At 69.9% G+C, this 19,917-nt stretch carries 19 protein-coding genes and 2 pseudogenes; 13 read left to right on the plus strand and 8 right to left on the minus strand.

All coding sequences use genetic code 11. From position 1 onward, the window contains the following. From ACH492_RS30260 to ACH492_RS30275, 4 genes and pseudogenes are all read right to left on the minus strand, one after another. Positions 1-398, minus strand: a pseudogene (locus ACH492_RS30260) (2-oxoglutarate ferredoxin oxidoreductase subunit alpha); the annotation flags it as partial. Positions 399-647: 249 nt separating this feature from the next. Continuing rightward, complete coding sequence (locus ACH492_RS30265) at positions 648-1,307, minus strand: LuxR C-terminal-related transcriptional regulator (RefSeq protein WP_398991367.1); 660 nt, start codon at positions 1,305-1,307, stop codon at positions 648-650. Between the two features lie 260 nt (positions 1,308-1,567). Further along, entirely contained in the window at positions 1,568-2,959 is a 1,392-nt protein-coding gene (locus ACH492_RS30270; RefSeq protein WP_398991369.1) for a sensor histidine kinase, read from the minus strand. A 335-nt stretch (positions 2,960-3,294) separates the two neighbouring features. Next, entirely contained in the window at positions 3,295-4,491 is a 1,197-nt protein-coding gene (locus ACH492_RS30275) for a sensor histidine kinase (RefSeq protein ID WP_398991103.1), read from the minus strand. A 261-nt stretch (positions 4,492-4,752) separates the two neighbouring features. Here ACH492_RS30275 and ACH492_RS30280 point away from each other — a divergent pair, with 261 nt between their 5' ends. The 12 genes from ACH492_RS30280 to ACH492_RS30335 all read left to right on the plus strand — a co-directional run bounded on the left by ACH492_RS30280 (position 4,753) and on the right by ACH492_RS30335 (position 16,154). Further along, positions 4,753-5,151, plus strand: coding sequence for an NADH-quinone oxidoreductase subunit A (locus ACH492_RS30280; protein ID WP_398991371.1), 399 nt, complete (start codon positions 4,753-4,755; stop codon positions 5,149-5,151). Further along, complete coding sequence (locus ACH492_RS30285; protein WP_398991105.1) at positions 5,142-5,768, plus strand: NADH-quinone oxidoreductase subunit B; 627 nt, start codon at positions 5,142-5,144, stop codon at positions 5,766-5,768. The genes ACH492_RS30280 and ACH492_RS30285 overlap by 10 nt, the downstream gene beginning before the upstream one ends. Then, positions 5,765-7,012: an NADH-quinone oxidoreductase subunit C gene (locus tag ACH492_RS30290; RefSeq protein WP_398991107.1), complete on the plus strand. Its 1,248-nt coding sequence runs from the start codon at positions 5,765-5,767 to the stop codon at positions 7,010-7,012. Before ACH492_RS30285 ends, ACH492_RS30290 begins: the two co-directional genes overlap by 4 nt. Then, positions 7,009-7,977: a complex I subunit 1 family protein gene (locus tag ACH492_RS30295; protein ID WP_307661721.1), complete on the plus strand. Its 969-nt coding sequence runs from the start codon at positions 7,009-7,011 to the stop codon at positions 7,975-7,977. Before ACH492_RS30290 ends, ACH492_RS30295 begins: the two co-directional genes overlap by 4 nt. Continuing rightward, on the plus strand, positions 7,977-8,666 hold the full coding sequence (locus ACH492_RS30300) for a NuoI/complex I 23 kDa subunit family protein (protein WP_398991109.1): 690 nt from the start codon (positions 7,977-7,979) through the stop codon (positions 8,664-8,666). Before ACH492_RS30295 ends, ACH492_RS30300 begins: the two co-directional genes overlap by 1 nt. After that, positions 8,663-9,265 (plus strand): NADH-quinone oxidoreductase subunit J, encoded by a 603-nt coding sequence (locus ACH492_RS30305; RefSeq protein ID WP_398991111.1) that lies wholly within the window; start codon positions 8,663-8,665, stop codon positions 9,263-9,265. The genes ACH492_RS30300 and ACH492_RS30305 overlap by 4 nt, the downstream gene beginning before the upstream one ends. Further along, entirely contained in the window at positions 9,265-9,636 is a 372-nt protein-coding gene (nuoK, locus tag ACH492_RS30310; protein WP_307661718.1) for an NADH-quinone oxidoreductase subunit NuoK, read from the plus strand. The genes ACH492_RS30305 and nuoK overlap by 1 nt, the downstream gene beginning before the upstream one ends. Then, on the plus strand, positions 9,633-11,639 hold the full coding sequence (locus tag ACH492_RS30315; RefSeq protein WP_398991114.1) for an NADH-quinone oxidoreductase subunit L: 2,007 nt from the start codon (positions 9,633-9,635) through the stop codon (positions 11,637-11,639). Before nuoK ends, ACH492_RS30315 begins: the two co-directional genes overlap by 4 nt. Positions 11,640-11,666: 27 nt before the next feature. Next, entirely contained in the window at positions 11,667-13,229 is a 1,563-nt protein-coding gene (locus ACH492_RS30320; protein WP_398991372.1) for an NADH-quinone oxidoreductase subunit M, read from the plus strand. Then, entirely contained in the window at positions 13,226-14,755 is a 1,530-nt protein-coding gene (locus tag ACH492_RS30325) for an NADH-quinone oxidoreductase subunit N (RefSeq protein WP_398991116.1), read from the plus strand. Before ACH492_RS30320 ends, ACH492_RS30325 begins: the two co-directional genes overlap by 4 nt. Positions 14,756-14,901: 146 nt before the next feature. Beyond that, entirely contained in the window at positions 14,902-15,765 is an 864-nt protein-coding gene (htpX, locus tag ACH492_RS30330; protein WP_398991118.1) for a zinc metalloprotease HtpX, read from the plus strand. Continuing rightward, the gene (locus ACH492_RS30335) at positions 15,762-16,154 is read left to right on the plus strand and encodes a YccF domain-containing protein (protein ID WP_398991120.1); all 393 of its coding nucleotides are present in this window, start codon (positions 15,762-15,764) and stop codon (positions 16,152-16,154) included. The genes htpX and ACH492_RS30335 overlap by 4 nt, the downstream gene beginning before the upstream one ends. Before the next feature lie 146 nt (positions 16,155-16,300). Here the strand turns inward: ACH492_RS30335 and ACH492_RS30340 are convergent, their stop codons facing one another. Continuing rightward, complete coding sequence (locus ACH492_RS30340; protein WP_398991122.1) at positions 16,301-17,569, minus strand: APC family permease; 1,269 nt, start codon at positions 17,567-17,569, stop codon at positions 16,301-16,303. Between the two features lie 86 nt (positions 17,570-17,655). On the opposite strand from ACH492_RS30340, the gene ACH492_RS30345 reads away from it, so the two are divergent. After that, on the plus strand, positions 17,656-17,925 hold the full coding sequence (locus tag ACH492_RS30345; RefSeq protein WP_398991124.1) for a GlsB/YeaQ/YmgE family stress response membrane protein: 270 nt from the start codon (positions 17,656-17,658) through the stop codon (positions 17,923-17,925). On the opposite strand, the pseudogene ACH492_RS30350 reads toward ACH492_RS30345, so the two are convergent. The 3 genes and pseudogenes from ACH492_RS30350 to ACH492_RS30360 form a co-directional block, all read right to left on the minus strand. Then, positions 17,922-18,630, minus strand: a pseudogene (locus tag ACH492_RS30350) (alpha-ketoglutarate-dependent dioxygenase AlkB family protein). The gene ACH492_RS30345 and the pseudogene ACH492_RS30350 overlap by 4 nt on opposite strands. Then, positions 18,627-19,130: a methylated-DNA--[protein]-cysteine S-methyltransferase gene (locus tag ACH492_RS30355; RefSeq protein ID WP_398991126.1), complete on the minus strand. Its 504-nt coding sequence runs from the start codon at positions 19,128-19,130 to the stop codon at positions 18,627-18,629. Before ACH492_RS30355 ends, ACH492_RS30350 begins: the two are co-directional and overlap by 4 nt. A gap of 215 nt (positions 19,131-19,345) precedes the next feature. Beyond that, positions 19,346-19,834 carry a YajQ family cyclic di-GMP-binding protein gene (locus ACH492_RS30360; protein WP_398991128.1) on the minus strand — a complete coding sequence of 163 codons (489 nt, stop codon included), beginning with the start codon at positions 19,832-19,834 and terminating at the stop codon, positions 19,346-19,348. Between the last annotated feature and the right edge of the window lie 83 nt (positions 19,835-19,917).

Raw genomic sequence — 19,917 nt, forward strand, 5'->3', positions numbered from 1 at the left:
ATGATCTCGCCGCCCCGCGGCACATCGGCAATGTTCGCCCTCAGAGCGGCGGGATTCATCGCCACCAGCACGTTCGGCGCATCACCCGGAGTGAGGATGTCGTGATCGGCGAAGTGCAGCTGGAAGCTGGAAACGCCCGGAAGGGTACCGGCAGGCGCCCGGATCTCGGCAGGAAAGTTCGGCAGAGTGGAGAGGTCATTTCCGAACGACGCAGTCTCAGAAGTGAACCTGTCACCCGTGAGCTGCATACCGTCACCCGAGTCACCCGCAAAACGGATAATCACCCGGTCCAGACGGCGGATCTCTTTCTCTCCGGCGGGTCTGCGCTGTCCGCCGACGACGGCCTCGTTATTGGCCTCGTCGGCCTGCTCGGCTGGGCTACTGACCTGGCTGGTCACTGGACTGGACCTCCCTCGAGGCGGCTGCTCGGGCCCGGCCGGCCCACCGGCCGTCCCATTAGCCACCCTACGTCGGTAAGGGTGGCCTTCCCTGGACCGCTCATATTTCGGACATCCTTTTGGGACACCCTCACGCCCTGGTTTGCCATGCTTTGCTCGCCCCCTGGGTCCTTCTGGTAAGACGCTCCCCGCTCATTCTTCGGTTCTCGGGCCGCCGGTCGACTGGACATCTGACAGAGTGTCAGTCAATTACGAGTTGAGGTAGGTCAACACTGCCAGGACACGCCGGTGATCCCCGTCACTGGGGGACAGTCCGAGCTTGAGAAAGATGTTGCTGACATGCTTTTCCACCGCGCCGTCGCTCACCACCAGCTGTTTGGCGATCGCTGAATTCGTCCGCCCTTCGGCCATCAGACCCAGGACCTCCCGTTCGCGCGGGGTGAGACCGGCCAGCACATCCTGCTTACGGCTGCGACCGAGCAGCTGCGCGACGACCTCGGGGTCCAGCGCGGTGCCGCCCTGGGCAACGCGTACCACGGCGTCCACGAACTCGCGCACTTCGGCTACCCGGTCCTTCAGCAGATATCCCACGCCGCGGCTGCTGCCCGCGAGCAGCTCGGTGGCGTACTGCTCCTCCACGTACTGCGAAAGGACCAGCACACCGATCCCGGGGTGCTCCCGGCGCAGCCGCACCGCCGCCCGTACGCCCTCGTCCGTATGAGTGGGCGGCATCCGCACGTCGGCGACCACGACATCGGGCAGCGCCTCCTGGGCGGCCAGATCACCGACCGTCTTGATCAGCGCTTCCGCGTCTCCCACGCCGGCTACGACATCGTGCCCGCGGTCGGTCAGCAGCCGGGTCAGGCCCTCCCGAAGCAGCACTGAGTCCTCGGCGATGACCACCCGCACCCTGTCCTTCACAACCCTGCAGCCCCCATGTCGATCTGCTTCCCACCCCTGCGTCTTCCAGCATCCCAGTATTCGGACCGGACCGCGCCCAGGCTTAGGGAATCGCCGGGATTGGGGGTCTGGGGGGTTGACGGGATGGAGGTCTGGGGGGATTCAGGGGTCCGGCGGGTGGTGACCGGTGTGGTGACGGGCGCGGTGATCGGTGCGGTGAAGGGTGTGGTGAGGGGTGTGGTGATGGGTGTGGTGATCAAGAGATGGGGTCAGCCGCGCCAGGGGAGCTCGGCGGTCACCGTCGTAGGGCCGCCGGGCGGCGAGTCCACGGCCAGGATCCCGTCCACGGCGTCCAGCCGCTCGGCCAGGCCCGCGAGACCACTGCCCGCCGAGTCCGCGGCGGAGCCGCTGACGGGCAACGCCGCGCCGCCCCGGCCGTCGTCGGTGACCTGCAGCATCAGCCGGTCCTGGGAGCGCCAGACGTCCACCGATGCGCGGCCTGCCCGGGCGTGCTTGCTGACGTTCTGCAGCAGCTCGGAGACGGTGAAGTAGGCGATGCCCTCGATGGCGGGCGCGGGCCTGGAAGGCAGGTCCACCTCAACCGTCACCGGGACCGTGCAGCGGGAGGCGACGGAGGAGAGGGCCGCGTCCAGGCCACGGTCGGTCAGTACGGCGGGGTGGATGCCGCGGGCCAGATCGCGCAGCTCCTGCAGCGCCACCTTCACCTCGCCGTGCGCCTCGCCCACCATCCGGGCGGCCGCGTCCGGGTCCTCGAGCAGCTTCTCCTTGGCGAGACCCAGGTCCATGGCGAGGGCGACCAGGCGGGCCTGAGCGCCGTCGTGCAGATCGCGCTCGATGCGGCGCAGGTCGGCGGCAGCCGTGTCGACGACCACACCGCGGTCCGACTCCAGCTCGACGACCCGGGTGGCGAGCATGGAGGGCCCGAGGAGCCCGGTGACCATGAGCCGGTCGACGGAGGCCAGACCACGGATCAGCCAGGGGGTCGCGAGTACCAGCACCAGGCCGACAGCTGCGGTCGCGCCGATCTCGAAGGGGGTGTCGAGGAAGAACTCGTTCCCGCCGGTGTCGCCGTAGAGCGCGATGCCGGGCTCGCCGAGATAACGGGGGAAGGTCCACCGCCACAGCGGGTAGAGCAGCAGGCTCCAGCTGGTGACCCAGAACGTGACCGAGACGGTGAACGCGAAGATCGCCCACGGGAAGTGCAGTATCGCGTAGAGCAGATGCCGCCAGGAGGCGCCGCTCTTGAGGACGGCGCCGACCCAGGGCATCAGCCCGCTCTTGCCGGCGCGTACGGGAGTGGGGTCGCCGACGGACAGCCGCAGCAGCCCCCGGGCGCGGGCCCGCTCCAGCGCGCCGAGGCCACGGCAGCCGGCCAGCCCGGCGGCGAGTACCGGGATGCCGAGGAAGGTGATGAGCAGACCCGAGCCGAGGGAGATGGTCACGACGGCGAAGGTGAAGAACACGATGCTGATCGGCAGGCTCAGCAGCAGATAGCCGAACTCTCGCCAGGTCCGGCCCTCGAGCGGCGCGCGCAGAGCCGGGGGGAGGAGATGGCCCCGGGGCTCCGGCCGCTCGTGGTTCTCCTGGTGCTCCTGCCACTGCGGTCGCGGCGCCTGCTCCGGTCGGTAATCCGTGGCCATCGAAGTCGTCCGTTCTGCGATGCGGGCTGTCATGCCTCAAGACTGCGGCGTCACGGGGGTCCGCACCATGAGGGCGGTTACCGTGTTGGAGCGGGGGTTTTCCCCACCATGGCCGGGCGCCCGGGCTCGTGGATCCCGTCGGGCAGCCGAACGGGACATGCGGACGCCGAAAGGGACGGGCGGGCCCTGAAGGGGAGGGGCGGGCCTTCCCTGAACGGGACAGGCGGGCCTTCCCCGAATAGGGAGAGACGGGCCTTTCCTGAACGGGACAGGCCCCGACGGGAAAGGCCCGCAAGGGAGAGGCGCGAAAGGAAGAGGCGCGCTGCCGCAGGGGGTCAGCGATTGGCGCGCTCACGCCAGGGCAGCTCCGCCGTGACCGTCGTCGGACCGCCCTCCGGCGAGTCCAGGACGAACAGGCCGTCCACCGCGCCCAGCCGCTCCGCGAGGCCGGCCATGCCGGTGCCGCCGTCCAGTCGCGCGCCGCCGCGCCCGTCGTCCTTGACCTGGATCAGCAGCCGGTCGTTCGCCCGCCACACATCCACGGTCACGCTCTTCGCCTGCGCGTGCTTGCTGACGTTCTGCAGCAGCTCGGAGACCGTGAAGTACGCGATGCCCTCGATAGCTTCGGCCGGTCGCTGGGCCAAGTCGACGGTCACCTTCACCGGCGCCGTACAGCGGGAGGCGACCGAGGAGAGGGCCGCGTCCAGGCCGCGGTCGGTCAGTACTGCGGGGTGGATCCCACGGGCGAGGTCGCGCAGTTCCTGCAGCGCGAGCTTCACCTCGCCGTGCGCCTCGTCGACCATCGCCGCGGCCGTGTCGGGATCTTCGAGCAGCTTCTCCTTGGCGAGACCGAGCCCCATGGCGAGCGCCACGAGCCGGGCCTGCGCGCCGTCGTGCAGATCGCGCTCGATGCGGCGCAGGTCGGCGGCAGCCGTGTCGACGACCACGCCCCGGTCCGACTCCAGCTCGGCGATGCGCCGCTCCAGTTCGTCGGAGGGCGAGAGCAGCCCGCGAACCATCGCCCGGTCTGCGTTGGTCAGCCCGCGCGCGATGAAGGGAAGCACGGGCCAGAGCACGAACAGGCTCACCATCATCACGCTGAAGGTCAGCACGCCCCACGGCAGCCGGATGAAGGAGTACAGGACCGACCGCCACGCCACGGGGTCCTTCAGGCTCGTCCACAGCCGGGGGACGAGCCCTTCGCCGCGGTGCGGCCGGAACAGCGGGCTCGGCTCGTCGATCCGTACGCCGAGCAGCGCCCGGGCCCGGGCCCGCTCCGCCCGGCCGAGAAGGCGCGCGCCCGCGAGCCCGAGGGCGAGGAGCGGCAGACCGATCACCGTCACCGACAGCCCCACGCCGGTGAAAATCGCGAACGCCACGTAGACAAAGCCGATCAGCGCGACCGGCAGATTGCCGAGGAGATACGCGATCTCCTTCCAGGCGTGGCGGTCGAAGGCGAAGCGCGCGGGCGGCGGCCGGTCGTCGCGGTCGTTGTCGCGGCCATTGTCGGGGGCGGTGATGCTCTCGGTCATGCGGCACAGCCTGCCGGGCCCGATCGCCGCACGCCATGGGGTCCATGGGTGGGGCGAAGTAGGGATAACCCCACCTGATCCATGACGCGACTGCTTACCGTCCCTTTAGCAGGGCCTAGACTCCGGTTCGTAGAGATAGATCGTCGAACAGGTCGAACATCACGATCACTGCGATCAGGAACGATCACGGTGATCAGGGCGATCAAGGCGATCCATCTGGTCGAACGTATCGACAACGAGGTCAGGGAGCGAGGGGCGGACGTGCCGGAACCGACCGTGGCCGTGCTCGCGGCGGACTATTTCGAGGGTTATTCGGTCGTCGGACTGCTCGCGATGATCGGCGTGCTGTTCGTCGCCGTCGCCTTCGGGGCAGGCCGGCTGCTGCGGCCTGTGGTGCCCACGCCGGAGAAACTGCTGACGTACGAATGCGGAGTGGACCCCGTCGGCGAGGGCTGGGCGCACACCCAGGTCCGCTACTACGTCTACGCGTTCCTGTACGTGATTTTCGCCGTCGACTCGATCTTCCTCTTCCCATGGGCGACGGTCTTCGCCGCCGCGGGATACGGAGCGACGACGCTCGTGGAGATGTTCATCTTCCTCGGCTTCCTGGCCGTGGGACTCCTCTACGCATACAAGAAGGGCGTCCTGACATGGACGTGACCCAGCCCGAGGCCCAGCCCCACGCCCAGTCCGGGGCGCAGCCCGAGCTGCTGCCGGAGCCGAAGCGCCTGGGCGTTCTGTCGCGCCTGGCTCCGGAACCAATGAAGGTGATCCTCAACTGGGGCCGCCGCTACAGCCTCTGGGTCTTCAACTTCGGGCTCGCCTGCTGCGCGATCGAGTTCATCGCGGCGTCGATGGCACGCCACGACTTCATCCGCCTCGGTGTGATCCCCTTCGCGCCCGGCCCGCGCCAGGCGGACCTGATGGTCGTCTCGGGCACGGTGACGGACAAGATGGCCCCGGCGGTGAAGCGCCTGTACGAGCAGATGCCCGAGCCCAAGTACGTCATCTCCTTCGGAGCCTGCTCCAACTGCGGCGGCCCGTACTGGGACTCGTACTCCGTGACCAAGGGCGTCGACCAGATCATCCCCGTCGATGTGTATGTGCCGGGCTGCCCGCCGCGGCCCGAGGCGCTGCTCCAGGGCATTCTGAAGCTCCAGGAGAAGATCGCGCGGGAGTCGCTCGGCGAGCGGTACTCGAACTCCGCACGACCCTCCGCCGCCGCCCTGCAGAGCGGCCTGGTGCTGCCGCCGACCCCGGGGGAGGGTGGCGCATGAACGGGTACGACCGTCTTCCGGACGCCGCGGCCGAGATCTTCGGCGAGGAGGCCACGGCCGAGCGGACGTACGACCTGCTCACGGTCGACGTCCCCGTCGGCTCCTGGATCGCCGCCCTCGAGACCGCCCGCGACAGGCTGGGCTGCACCTACTTCGACTGGCTGAGCGCGGTCGACGAACCGGGCACCGGCTTCCGAGTCTGCGCCCACGTGGTCGCCCTGGAGCAGGGGCGGGTGCGACGGCTGCTCGTGCGTACGACAGTCCCGCACGAGGCTCCCGTACTCCCCTCCGCCGTCGGGATCTACGCGGGCGCGGGCTGGCACGAGCGCGAGACCTACGAGATGTTCGGCGTCACCTTCACCGATCATCCGCACCTCGTCCCACTGCTCCTCCCGGAGGGCTTCGAGGGCCACCCGCTGCGCAAGGACTTCGTGCTGGCGGCCCGGGTCGCCAAGGCCTGGCCGGGCGCGAAGGAGCCGGGGGAATCGGAGCACGGCGGCCCGAAGCGCCGCCAGATGCTCCCGCCGGGCGTCCCCGACCCCAACGAATGGGGCCCGCTCAAGGGCCAGCTCCCCCCGGCTCCCGCCCGCCCGGCAAGGGCGGCCCGCGGCGCGGCCGGCGCGACGGGCGACCGACCGCCGCGCCGTACGCGGAGTGTGTCGGAGGGCTCGGCGTCGCAGGCGACGGAGGCACCGGGTGCGGTAGCGGGGACGGCGACGCCCGAGGCACCCGAGGCACCCGAGGCACCGAAGGCTTCCGAGGCGCGGCCGCGCCGGGCGCGCAGCGCGACCGAGGGTTCGGCGACACAGCGCGAGGAGACCCCCGCCACGCCGGATGCATCGGCCCCGGCCCAGGACGCTTCGGCCCCGGAGGGATCCGGGCCGACCGGGCCGCGGCGCTCCCGCAGCGCGGGCGCGGGCTCGGCGAGCCAACGGCAGGAGGCCGACGCCGCCCCGGCTGAGCCTCACGCGCAGGAGCCCGCGCAGACCGGGGAAGCCCCGGAACCCTCGGAACCCCCGGCTTCGCCGCCGCGAACCCGCAGCGCCGACGCCCCGTGGCACCACGCACGCCCGGCGTTCGACGACACCGACACGACGAGCACCGACACGAGCACCGACACGAGCACCGACGTCGATACACCCACGGGCACGCCCACGGACATACCACCCACCCCTCGGCCGAAGACCGGGTCCGCCGAAGGACCCGACGACGAGCCGACCGAATCCGCCGGAGGAGACGCGTGAACGACGCTCTCGACGTCGCCTTGCGGCTGGTCGTCGTCTTCGCCGTGTTCCTTGTACTTCCGCTCGTCATCGGGCAGACCGAGCACAAGGTGATGGCCCATATGCAGGGCCGCCTCGGCCCGATGTACGCGGGCGGCTTCCACGGTTGGGCCCAGCTCGTCGCGGACGGCGTGAAGTTCGCGCAGAAGGAGGACGTGGTCCCGGCGGGCGCCGACCGCCGTATCTTCCAGCTCGCCCCGGCTGTCGCCCTCCTCCCGTACCTCCTCGTATTGGTCGCGATCCCGATCGGCCCGAGCGAGAGCGCGGTCGGCCAGGTCGTCGACGCGGGCATCTTCTTCGTGCTCGCCGTTATGGGCGTCGGGGTGCTCGGCTCGCTCATGGCGGGCTGGGCTTCGGCCAATAAGTTCTCCCTCCTCGGCGGTCTGCGCACCGCCGCGCAGCTGCTCGCGTACGAGCTGCCGATGCTGCTCGCCGCCGCCTCCGTCGCCATGGCGGCTGGCACGGTTTCGCTGCCCGGCATCCTGAACGCCTTCGAGTGGTGGTGGCTGCCCTGGCAGATCGTGGGCGCCCTGGTCTTCTTCGTGGCTGGCCTCGCCGAACTCCAGCGCCCGCCTTTCGACATGCCGGTCGCCGACTCCGAGATCATCTTCGGCGCGTACACCGAGTACACCGGCCTGCGTTTCGCTCTGTTCCTGCTCGCCGAGTACGCGGGCATCGTCGTCCTGTGCGGTCTGACCACCGTCCTCTTCCTGGGGGGCTGGCACGGCCCGTTCGGAGCCGAGGGCCTCGGCTGGGTCTGGACCCTGCTCAAGACGGCCGTGCTCGCCTTCATCGTCATCTGGCTGCGCGTGACGTATCCGCGGATGCGCGAGGACCAACTGCAGAAGCTCGCCTGGACCACTCTCGTCCCGCTCGCCCTCGCCCAGATCGCGCTCACCGGCATCGTGAAGGTGGTGATCCAGTAATGCCTCCGATCCCCGGCTCCGGGCTCGCGAAGGGCCTCGCCGTCACCCTGCGGACGATGACGAAGAAGACGGTCACTCAGCAGTACCCGGACGCCCAGCCCGAACTCCCGCCCCGCACCCGTGGCGTGATCGGCCTGTTCGAGGAGAACTGCACGGTCTGCATGCTCTGCGCCCGTGAGTGCCCCGACTGGTGCATCTACATCGACTCCCACAAGGAGACGGTCCCGGCCGCGGCCCCCAGCGGCCGCGAGCGCAGCCGCAACGTCCTCGACCGGTTCGCCATCGACTTCGCGCTCTGCATGTACTGCGGTATCTGCATCGAGGTCTGTCCTTTCGACGCGCTGTTCTGGTCGCCGGAGTTCGAGTACGCGGAGACGGACATTCGCGAGCTCACCCATGAGCGCGACAAGCTCCGCGAGTGGATGTGGACGGTGCCCGCACCGCCCGCGCTCGACCCGGGCGCCGAGGAGCCGAAGGAACTCGCCGCTGCCCGCAAAGCGGCCGAAAAGCTCGCGACCGCGCAGGCGGACACAACGACGGAGCCCGCTACGGGCCCGGCAGGCCCGGGTGACACCGCAGCGCCGCCCGCAAGCCCCGCCGGCCCGGGTGACACCGCCGCGCCGCCCGCCGGCCCCGACGGTCCGGATGATGCCGCCGCGCCCCGCTCCGGCGAGGGAGGACCGGCATGACGCTCGCCGCAACCACGCACGGCTTCCTCTCCCCGACCGGTGTCGAGATCGCCTTCCTCCTCGTCGGCATCGCCACCCTCGGCGCGGCCGCCATAACCGTCAAGACCAAGCAGCTGGTGCACGCCGCCCTCTGGCTGGTCGTGGCGCTCGGCGGCCTCGCCGTCGAATATCTCCTGCTGACGGCCGAGTTCATTGCCTGGGTGCAGGTCCTCATCTACGTCGGTTCCGTGGTCGTCCTCCTTCTCTTCGGGCTGATGCTCACCAAGGCCCCCATCGGCCGCTCCCCGGACGCCGACTCGGGCAACCGCTGGGTCGCCCTAGCCGTGGCCGTCGCCGCCGCGGCCGCCCTGGTCTGGGTGGTCGTCGACGCGTTCCGTACGACCTGGATCGACCTCGACGGACCCGCCCAGGGCTCCACACAGGTGTCCGGCGAGATCCTCTTCCGGCACTGGGTGCTGCCTTTCGAGGCGCTGTCCGTACTGCTGCTCGCCGCGCTGGTCGGGGCAATCGTCCTGTCCCGCAAGGACGCCAAGGACGCCAAGGGCGCCAACGCTGCCAAGGGCGCCAACGCTGCCAAGGATCCGGAGGGGAAGAGCTGATGCACCTCGCCTATCCCGCCGTGCTCGCCGTCCTCCTTTTCTGCGTCGGGCTGTACGGAGTGCTCGCGCGCCGCAACGCGATCCTGGTCCTGATGTCCGTCGAGCTGATGCTCAACGCGGTCAACCTCAACCTCGTAGCCTTCGACGTCTGGATGCGCGACACCCTGCATGCCGGCCAGGCGCTCACCCTCTTCACCATCGCCATCGCCGCAGCGGAGATCGGCATCGGCCTGGCGATCGTCCTGATGGTCTACCGCAACCGCGGAACCTCGGACGTCGACAGACTCCGCGACACCGCCGAGGGCCCCGACGGCATCCCCGACGCCCCTGACGCGACCGCCCCGGCGCAGAAGGCTGAGGCCACCGCGTGACCACCACCACCCTCGCCGTCCTCGTCCCCCTCCTTCCGTTTCTGGGCGCCGCGGCCGGACTGCTGCTCGGCCGCACCGCCCCCGGTTTCGTACGGCCCCTGGCCGTCCTGCCGACTCTCGCCGCGGCCGCCATCGCCGTGCTCGTCGCCGTACGCCAGGGCGGCGGGAAGGCGATCGACGCCTCGACCGAGCTGACCCCCACCGGGTCGGTCCCCATCGAACTCGCCCTGCACCTCGACGGCTTCGCGGTCCTCGTCGCCGTCCTGGTCGGCCTGGTCGCGTCCTGCGTGCAGATCTACTCGACCGGCTATCTGCGCGACGACCCGCGCTACCCCTCGTACGCGGCTCTCGTCTCCCTCTTCACCTCCGCGATGCTGCTCGTCGTCTACTCCGGTGACCTGATGGTGCTGCTGGTCGGCTGGGAGATCATGGGCATCTGCTCGTACTTCCTCGTCGGCCACTACTGGGAGACGCCCGAGGCGCGCGCCGCCTCTCTCAAGGCCTTCCTGGTCACCAAGCTCGGCGATGTCCCCTTTCTGATCGGTCTGTTCGCACTCGCCGCCGACGCCGGCACGTTCCGGATCACCGGGATCCTCGGCTCCGTCGCGGCCGGCGGGATCGAGAACCCCACGCTGATCGCACTGCTCCTCCTCGCGGGCGTGGCGGGCAAGTCGGCGCAGTTCCCGCTGCACACCTGGCTGCCCGACGCGATGGCGGGCCCCACCCCCGTCTCCGCGCTGATCCACGCCGCGACGATGGTCGCGGCAGGCATCTACTTCGTGGCCCGGCTCCTTCCCGTCTTCGCCGCCTCCGCGGCAGCGCTCACCGTCCTCGCCGTGATGGCCGCCGTCACCCTGGTCGGCTCGGGGCTCGCCGCCCTCGCCCAGGACGACATCAAGCGCGTCCTCGCCTACTCGACCATCGGCCAACTCGGCTATATGGCGGGCGCCCTGGCCGTCGGGGACCGTGGCGCGGCCGTTTTCCACCTCCTGTCGCACGGTGCGTTCAAGGCGCTGCTCTTCCTCGCTGCCGGCGTGATCATCCACGCCGCCGGCACCAACTCGCTCGCCGCCATGTCCCGGATGAGCGGCCTCGCCAAGCGCGTCCCCGACGCGTACTGGACGATGACGGTCGCCCTGCTCGCGCTCGCCGCCATTCCTCCCTTCGCCGGCTTCTTCTCCAAGGAAGCCGTCCTCGTGGCCGCCGAGCACGCGGCGCTCGGCGAATCCGACATCGCACCGGGCGCCGCGGGCTGGACGGTGCTGGTCTCCGGTCTGATCACCGCCCTGCTCACCGCCGCGTACGCAACCCGTCTGTGGCTGCTCACCTTCCGCGGCCGCGGAGCCGAAGCCCCCGACCACGGCCGCCAGCCGATCGTCATGAATGCCGTGCTCTGGGCGCTTGCCATCCCCTCTCTGGCCTTTGGCCTGACCGTCGGCTACCTCGACGACTGGTTCGACGGCCACAGCCTCACCCCGACCGTCACGACTGCCGTCCTCGGTACCGGTGTCGCACTCGTCGGCGGACTGATCACCTACGGCACCTGGCGCGCGATCCAGTACCGTGCGGACGCCGCCCGCATCCCCCTGGGTGCCGTCGCCGCACATCCGGAAGCCGCGCCGTCAGTAGTCGAGGCCGAGGCCATCGCCGCCCACGTCTCCGCATACGGCGACATCGCGGCAGCCCCCGACCCGGCGGATCCCGGCCGACTGCTGCTCGGCCCGCTCCACCGCCACGCCGCGGCCGGCTTCCACATCGACGCCGTCTACTCCGCCCTGTTCGTACGGCCCGTCCGGGCCGCCGCCCAGCTGGTCAGCTTCCTTGACCGGGAGGTCGTGGAAACGTACGTACGCGGATCGGGCACCGGAACCCGCTGGCTCGGCACGGCCGTCCGCCGCGCCCAGACCGGCAATGTGCAGACCTACCTCAGTGCGCTGCTCGCCGGCTCCGTCGTCCTGGCGATCGCCGCCGTCGTCCTTTCCAACGTCAACGCCGGATCGTGAGCCGTGATCGATATCAGCGAGTCCGTGATGCAGTTCCTTCTCGCGTTCATCGTCGTAGGCCCGCTCGTCGGGGCCGGGGCGGCGCTGCTGCCCGCCCCGCCCGGGCTGCGCGGCAGGAGCCCGGACCAGGCCGTCCTGCGGCACGGCGTGACCGTCACCGGCGCCATCCTCGCCGCGGCGATCGTGCTGGCCCTCGGCTTCGACCACGACCACCCGTCGAAGATGCAGGCCACGACGGACATCAGCTGGATCGCGGCACTCGATGTGCGGATCCACTTCGGCATCGACGGCATTTCCCTCCCCCTCTTGGTCCTTACGGCGCTGCTGACCTTCCTGTGCGCGTTGTACAGCTACTTCAAGATGCCCGCGGGCCCGTCCCCAAAGGCCTTCGTCGCACTGCTGCTTGTCCTCGAATCCGGGACCCTCGCGACCTTCGCCGTCCTCGACCTGCTGCTCTTCTTCCTGGCCTTCGAGATCGTGCTCATCCCGATGTACTTCCTCATCGCCCGCTGGGGCGGTGAGGCGCGGCAGCCCGCCGCCTGGAAGTTCATCCTCTACACGCTGCTCGGCTCGGTCGTCATGCTGCTCGGCCTGCTGCTGATCGGGCTGAAGACCGGCACATTCGACATGGTGGCACTCGCCACTGACAACGGCCGTGGGCTGACCGCATCCACGCAGGTCATCGCCGTTTTGGCGATCGGTCTCGGGCTGGCCGTCAAGACTCCGATGTGGCCGCTGCACAGCTGGCTCCCGGACGCGCACACCGCCGCTCCGACCGTTGGCTCCGTCCTCCTCGCCGGCGTACTGCTGAAGATGGGTACGTACGGATTTGTCCGCATCGTGCTGCCCATCACGCCGGACGGCATGCAGACCTTCGCGCCGTACCTCGCCGCCTTCGCCGTCGTTGGCATCATCTACGGATCCCTCGCCTGCCTCGCCCTCGCCAAGCAGGGCGCGGGCGGCGACCTCAAGCGCCTGATCGCGTACTCCTCCGTCGGCCACATGGGCTTCGTACTCCTCGGCATCGCGACGATGACTCCCACCGGCGTGAACGGCGCGCTCTTCGCCAACATCGCCCACGGCCTCATCACCGGCCTGCTCTTCTTCCTGGTCGGAGCGCTCAAGGACCGTTACGGCACCGCCGACCTCGACACCCTCGCCGGCGCCACCGGAGCGGCCCTCTACGGCCGCGCCCCCCGCCTCGGCGGCCTCCTCGCTTTCGCCGCCGTAGCCTCCCTCGGCCTCCCCGGCCTCGCCGGATTCTGGGGCGAGATGCTCGCGCTGTTCGGCGCGTTCGACCCCGCCGAGGGCCTGAGCCGCCCCGCCTTCCTCACCTTCATGGCGATCGCCGGCTTCGGCACTCTGCTCACCGCCGCGTACCTGCTCATCGTCGTGCGCCGCGTCTGCATGGGGGCGCTGCGGCACGAGGGGGAGCGGGACGCGAAACCGCTCGCCGACGTCCAGACGTACGAATTCGCCGCCTGGACCCCGCTCGTCGCCCTCACCGTCCTCGCCGGACTGTGGCCCGCGGTCCTCCTCGGCCTCACCGACCCGGCCGTGCAGAAGCTCCTCGCAGGAGGCAAGTCGTGACCGTGGCAGCCGACAGCGTCACCAGCCTCGTCCAGTCCGTCGACTGGCTCACCATCGCGCCGCCCACCATTACCGCGGTGGTCGCCCTGATCGTGCTGGTCGCCGATCTGTTCGTACCTGAGCAGCGCAAGCGGCTGCTGGGTGCCGTCGCGATCGCCGGTCTCGTGGCCGCGCTCATCACTCTGGTGCCGCTGCGCAAGGGCAACCGCGCGACGTTCTGCCTCACGACGGACGCCGACGCCTGCAGCTACACCGCCGATCACTTCACCCTGGTGATCCAGCTGCTGGTGCTCGGGGGCGCGCTGCTGACTGCCCTGCTCTCGCTCCACGACACCCGCAACAAGCTCCCGGCAGGGGAATTCTGGTTCCTGCTGCTCTCTTCCGCGGCCGGCGCGGCCCTGCTGCCCGCCTCGCGCGACCTGGCCACCCTCGTCGTCGCCCTCGAAGTCGCATCGCTGCCCGCGTTCGCGCTCGTCGGCCTGAGGCGTGGCGACCGGCTCTCCAGCGAAGCAGCCCTGAAGTTCTTCCTCTCCTCGGTCGCCGCGACCGCCGTGATGCTGCTCGGTGTCAGCTTCGTGTACGCCACGACGGGCACCCTGCACCTCACTCAGATCGCCGCCGACCTCGACAAGGTCCCTGGCCAGCTCGACACCCTCGCCAAGGTGGGCGTGGCGCTGACACTCGTCGGCTTCGCGTTCAAGACTGCCGCGGTCCCCTTCCACTTCTGGGTCCCCGACACCTATGTGGGCGCACCGCTGCCCATCGCCGCGTACCTCTCCGTCGTCGGAAAGGCGGTCGGCTTCTCCGGCCTCATCCTGGTGACCGTCATCGCCTTCCCCGGATACGCGAACGTCTGGGGACCGGCGATCGCCGTTCTCGCCGGTCTCACCATGACCGCGGGCAATGTCGCGGCGCTGCGCCAGTCGGCCACGCGCGCGTGGAGCGCGGTACGCCTCCTTGCATGGTCGTCCGTGGCGCAGGCCGGCTACCTCCTGGTGCCGATCGCGGCCGCCGCATACTCCAGCGACGACCAGATCGGCGCCACCGTCGCGTACGCCCTCATGTACGCGGTCGTGAACCTGGGTGCCTTCGCGGTGGCGGCGCTCGTCGCCCGTACGCACCCGCTCAACCGGATCTCCGACTACCGCGGCCTCTACACCACCCGCCCGCTCACCGCCCTCGCGATGGGCTTCTTCCTGCTCTGCCTCGCCGGTCTGCCGCCCGGCATCATCGGCCTGTTCGCCAAGGTGACCGTCTTCTCGTCGGCCATCGACGCGGGCCTGGGCTGGCTGGCGGTCGTCATGGGCCTCAATGTCGTGATCGCTCTGTACTACTACCTGCAGTGGACAGCGATCCTCTTCCGCGCTCCGGCGGGCGCCGAGGAGACTGCCGATGAGGCCCAGCCGGTCAGAAAGCGCGCCCCCGCTGCGGTCACCGTGGCCATCGTCCTGACCGCCGCCGTCGGCGTCGTACTCTCCGGCTACCCCCAGTTGGTGCTCCGCGTCGCGGCGAGCAGCCTGTTCTGAGTACCACCCGAACGGCCCACTCCAAGGCCGACGGCACAAGGGAACTAGCGACCTTCGCCTGGCGTTGACCAGTACAGAAGGGTCCACTGGAGAGTGGAGACAACCACGCAAAGGGTTCCCCTGCCGCACGACTTGGAGGGCGTACCGTGCACCGCCGGCACAACAGGCTGAAGACCGCCGTACTCCTCGGGGGACTGTCCGCCCTCATCCTTGTCATCGGCAGCTTCTTCGGTCGCACGGGCTTGCTGGTAGCGCTCGTCGTGGCGCTCGGCACCAATGCGTACGCCTACTGGAACAGCGACAAGCTGGCGCTGCGGGCCATGCGCGCCCGCCCTGTCAGCGAATTCGAGGCCCCCGCGCTCTACCGCATCGTCCGTGAGCTCTCCACCGCCGCCCGTCAGCCCATGCCCCGCCTCTACATCTCGCCGACCCAGGCCCCCAATGCCTTCGCGACCGGCCGCAACCCGCGCAACGCCGCAGTGTGCTGTACCGAAGGGATCCTGCAGATCCTCAACGAGCGCGAGCTGCGCGGCGTCCTCGGGCACGAGCTGAGCCATGTCTACAACCGCGACATCCTGATCTCCTCGGTCGCGGGCGCCCTCGCCTCCGTGGTGATGTTTCTGGTGAACTTCGCCTGGCTGATCCCCATAGGCCGCTCCGACGACGATGAGGGCCCGGGTCTCCTCGGCATGCTGCTGATCATGATTCTGGGCCCGCTGGCCGCCTCCGTGATCCAGCTCGCCGTCAGCCGTTCGCGGGAGTACGAGGCCGACGCCTCGGGCGCCCGGCTCACCGGCGACCCGCTGGCCCTCGCCAGCGCCCTGAGCAAGCTCGACGCCGGTACGAAGCAGTTGCCACTGCCTCCCGAGCCGCGCCTGGAGACCGCAAGCCATATGATGATCGCGAACCCTTTCCGGCCAGGCCCGGGCCTCTCCAAGATGTTCTCGACACACCCGCCCATGGCGGAACGCATCGCCCGACTCGAGCAGATGGCAGGTCGCCGCCCATGAAGACAATCCTGAATGTCATATGGCTCATCCTGTGCGGCTTCTGGATGTTCCTCGGCTACATCTTCGCGGGGCTGCTGCTTTGCATCACGATCATCGGCATCCCGTTCGGTCTGGCCGCGTTCCGCATCGGCGTCTACGCCCTCTGGCCCTTCGGCTACACCGTGGTCGACCGCCGCGACGCGGGCGCGCCGTCCTGCGTCGGCAATGTGCTGTGGCTGGTCCTCGCCGGCTGGTGGCTGGCGCTCGGCCACATCTTCACCGGCATCGCCCTCTGCATCACGATCATCGGCATCCCGCTGGGCATCGCCAACTTCAAGCTGATCCCGGTCTCGCTGCTGCCCTTCGGCAAGGAGATCGTCCCCACCGACCAGCCCTTCGCCTCGCGGTAGGCGTTCGCGGATCCGCCGTTGCCGGTCCGCGGAACGGTACGAACTGCTCGGCTGCGCCCCTGAGGGGGACCTGCCGAACGCCGTCTTGCAGGCCAGGTCCGAAGGGCCCGCGCCGCTGGGCTTCCTGGCCTGATTGCGCGGCTGGCCTAGCGCCGCCGCCGTACCGCGTACACCACCACTCCCACGGCCAGCACGGCCGCACCCGCGGCCACCGACAGCGCCGGCAGCGCGAATGCCAGCACCAGACAACCCACCAGCCCGCATCCCGCCGTGACCCGGACCATCATCGCTCGAGACTCCGCCACTCGAACGGGTGTATCCCGATCCGAATCGGAACTCAGCGTCCACGCCGAGGCGTTGGCAATTGCGTAGTACACCAGCACTCCGAACGACGAGAAGCCGATCGCCCCGCGCACATCCGCCGTTGCGGCCACCACTGCGACGACCGCCCCCACAGCCAGCTCCGCGCGGTGCGGCACCTGGAAACGAGGGTGCACGGCGGCGAGTGCACCCGGCAGATGGCCGTCCCGGGCCATCGCCAGCGTCGTCCGGGAGACCCCGAGGATGAGCGCGAGCAACGACCCGAGCGCCGCCACTGCGGCGCCCACCCGCACCACAGGCGCCAGCCACTGCGCGCCCGCCGCCCGTACGGCATCGGCGAGCGGAGCCGTCGCCTTGCCCAACTCCCCTGCTCCCAGCACAGAAAGGACCGAGACCGCGACACAGACATAGACCACCAGCGCGATGCCCAGCGCCAGCGGGACGGCGCGCGGGATCGTACGTGCCGGGTCCCGAACCTCCTCGCCCAGCGTGGCGATCCGCGCGTACCCCGCGAACGCGAAGAACAGCAGTCCCGCCGCCTGAAGAACCCCGTCCACGGTGGCGTCCGCGCCGACATCCAGCCGCCCGAAGTCCGCCGAGTTCGATCCGAGGGAGACCACCACGATCGCAGCGAGGACCGCCAGCACGACTGCCACGATCGCCCGCGTCAGCCACGCCGACTTCTGAACGCCCCCGTAGTTCACGGCAGTCAGCGCCACCACCGCGGCGACCGCCACCGCGTGCGCCTGCTCCGGCCACGCATACGCCCCGACCGTCAGCGCCATCGCCGCGCACGACGCGGTCTTCCCCACGACGAACGCCCAGCCCGCCAGATACCCCCAGAACTCGCCGAGCCGCTCCCGGCCGTACACATAGGTCCCGCCGGACGCCGGATAGCGGGCTGCGAGCCGCGCCGACGACATGGCGTTGCAGTACGCCACGACCGCGGCCAGTGCCAGTCCCAGCAGCAGCCCCGATCCGGCGGCCCGGGCCGCCGGGCCCAGTGCCACAAAGATGCCCGCCCCGACCATCGACCCGAGCCCGATCACGACGGCGTCGAACAGTCCCAGGGACCGCCGCAGTTCCTGTGTCATGCGCCGAACCCTACTGATCTCCGCAACCGCGCCCCGTTCCACCGTCGTCCTTCAGTTCAACACCGTACGAAAGGCAGGTTCACGGCATGGGCATCATCAGCTGGATCATTCTCGGGCTGCTCGCCGGGGCCATAGCCAAGATTCTGCTCCCGGGCCGCGACCCGGGCGGCCTGATCGGCACGACGCTCATAGGCGTCGCCGGCGCGTTCATCGGTGGCTGGATATCGGCACGCTACCTGGACCGGCCGATCACCAACGAGTTCTACGACGGGGCCACCTGGGCAGCGGCCATCGGCGGCTCGCTCGTGCTGCTGATCGTCTACCGGATCCTGTTCGGCCACTCGCGTTCGCGTTAGCCGCCCAGCCCTGTCTCCCGCAGGGTGATGTTCAGTCGCCCGCTGCTCATCCCCGTCGCCGGGTCGGCCGTGCCGGGGTACACCTTCGGCGTGGTAGGCGAAGCGCGAGGGGCCTCCGAAGACGAACAGGTCCCCGGACGCCAGCTCCACATCGGTGTACGGCCGCCCCCGCGTCTCGGTGTTCCCGAACCGGAAGACACAGGTGTCACCGATACTCAGCGACACCACCGGCGCACCGGACCGCTCCTCCTTGTCCTGGTGCATCCCCATCCGCGCGGTGCCGTCGTAGAAGTTGATCAGTGCGGTGTCGGGGGTGTACCCCTGATCGGCCCCGGCCCCGGCCCCGACCGCACCCGCTACGCCCTCCGCCCCGTCCGTGCCGCCCACCTCGTACGCCGCGGCCAGCGCCGCACGCCCCAACTCCACCAGCCAGTCCGGGAATTCGGCGACCCGGGCGCCGTTCACATCGTCCGCGGTGCGGCTGTACCGGTACGGCTGCCAGTGCCAGCCCACGCACACCGTCTGCACGGACATCACGCCACCGCCCGGCAGCACGGTGTGGCGGATCGGCACGGGACCGCGAGCCCAGCCGCGGCAGGCTTCGACCAGTTCCCGCTGACGCTCGACCGGCAGCCACCCGGGCACATGCACCGCTCCCGGGGCGACCACCGCCCGCTCTCTCGGGAACAGTGCCTCGCCGCTCACGACGCCAGCGCTCCCTCGAGTCCGAGGAGCCGCTCCTTGCGCTCCAGGCCGCCCGCGTACCCCCGAAGGGCGCCGTCCGACCCGATCACCCGGTGGCAGGGCCGGACGACGAGCAGCGGATTGCGCCCGATCGCAGTGCCCACGGCCCGTACTCCCACGGCCGAGGTGCCGACCCGCTCGGCAATCTCTCCATACGTCGCCGTCGCCCCGTACGGAATCTCCTCCAACGCCCGCCACACCCGCCGCTGGAACTCGGTGCCGCCGAAGACGTACTCGATCTCGAAGCGCGTCAGCCGGCCGTCGAAGTACGAGGTCAGCTGACCGCCGATCTCCTCAAAGGCCGCCGGGTCGCACCGCCAGCCGTCCCGGACGACGGCCGCGCCCTTCTGGCCCGGCAACGACAGCGAGGCGAGCGCAGTGCCGCCCTTTGCGGTGGCGGACTCCTCGCCGACCAGCAGCAGTTCGCCCAGCGGGCTGTCGATGGTCGTGTAGACCGTCATGGCTCGTTCCCTTCCTCGCGGCGTGTCCCGCGCCGTACTCCCGCCCGGGCACTTCCTGCGCCGTACTTCTTGCGCCGTACGCCTACGAGTCTGCGACCCCCACTCCGGCGAAGCTGGCGGATATCGGACGTCGTATCGATGGCCCGCTGACACGGGGCGGGGGCGGGGCGGCCGAGCCGCTCCCGCCCCCGGTCCGCCCGGAGCGCCCGCCGGAATCAGCGGTAGTTCACGAACTGCAGCGCGAAGTCGAAGTCCTGCCCCTTCAGCAGCGCCTGCACGGCCTGCAGGTCGTCCCGGCTCTTCGAGCTGACCCGCAGCTCGTCGCCCTGGACCTGCGCCTTGACGCCCTTCGGGCCCTCGTCGCGGATGATCTTCGCGACCTTCTTGGCGTTCTCCTGGGAGATGCCCTCCTCGATCGAGGCGAAGATCTTGTACTCCTTGCCGGACAGCTGCGGCTCCCCCGCGTCCAGCGCCTTCAGCGAGATCCCGCGCTTGACCAGCTTGGACTGGAAGACGTCGAGGATGGCGGCGACCCGCTCCTCGGCGTTCGCCTGCATAAGGATCTTCTCGCCGGACCAGGCGATCGAAGCCCCGACGTTCTTGAAGTCGTAGCGCTGAGAGATCTCCTTCGCGGCCTGGTTGAGGGCGTTGTCGACCTCCTGCCGCTCGACCTTCGAGACGATGTCGAAACTGGAGTCGGCCATGTCCTGTGGCTCCTTGTATCGGGTGCGTGGAGACGCGGCCGGAAGTCCCCCGACCGCTCCCGCAAGCCTAGCCACCCACACCC

It is taken from the genome of Streptomyces sp. NPDC019443, from assembly GCF_044389785.1.
Lineage (GTDB): Bacteria > Actinomycetota > Actinomycetes > Streptomycetales > Streptomycetaceae > Streptomyces.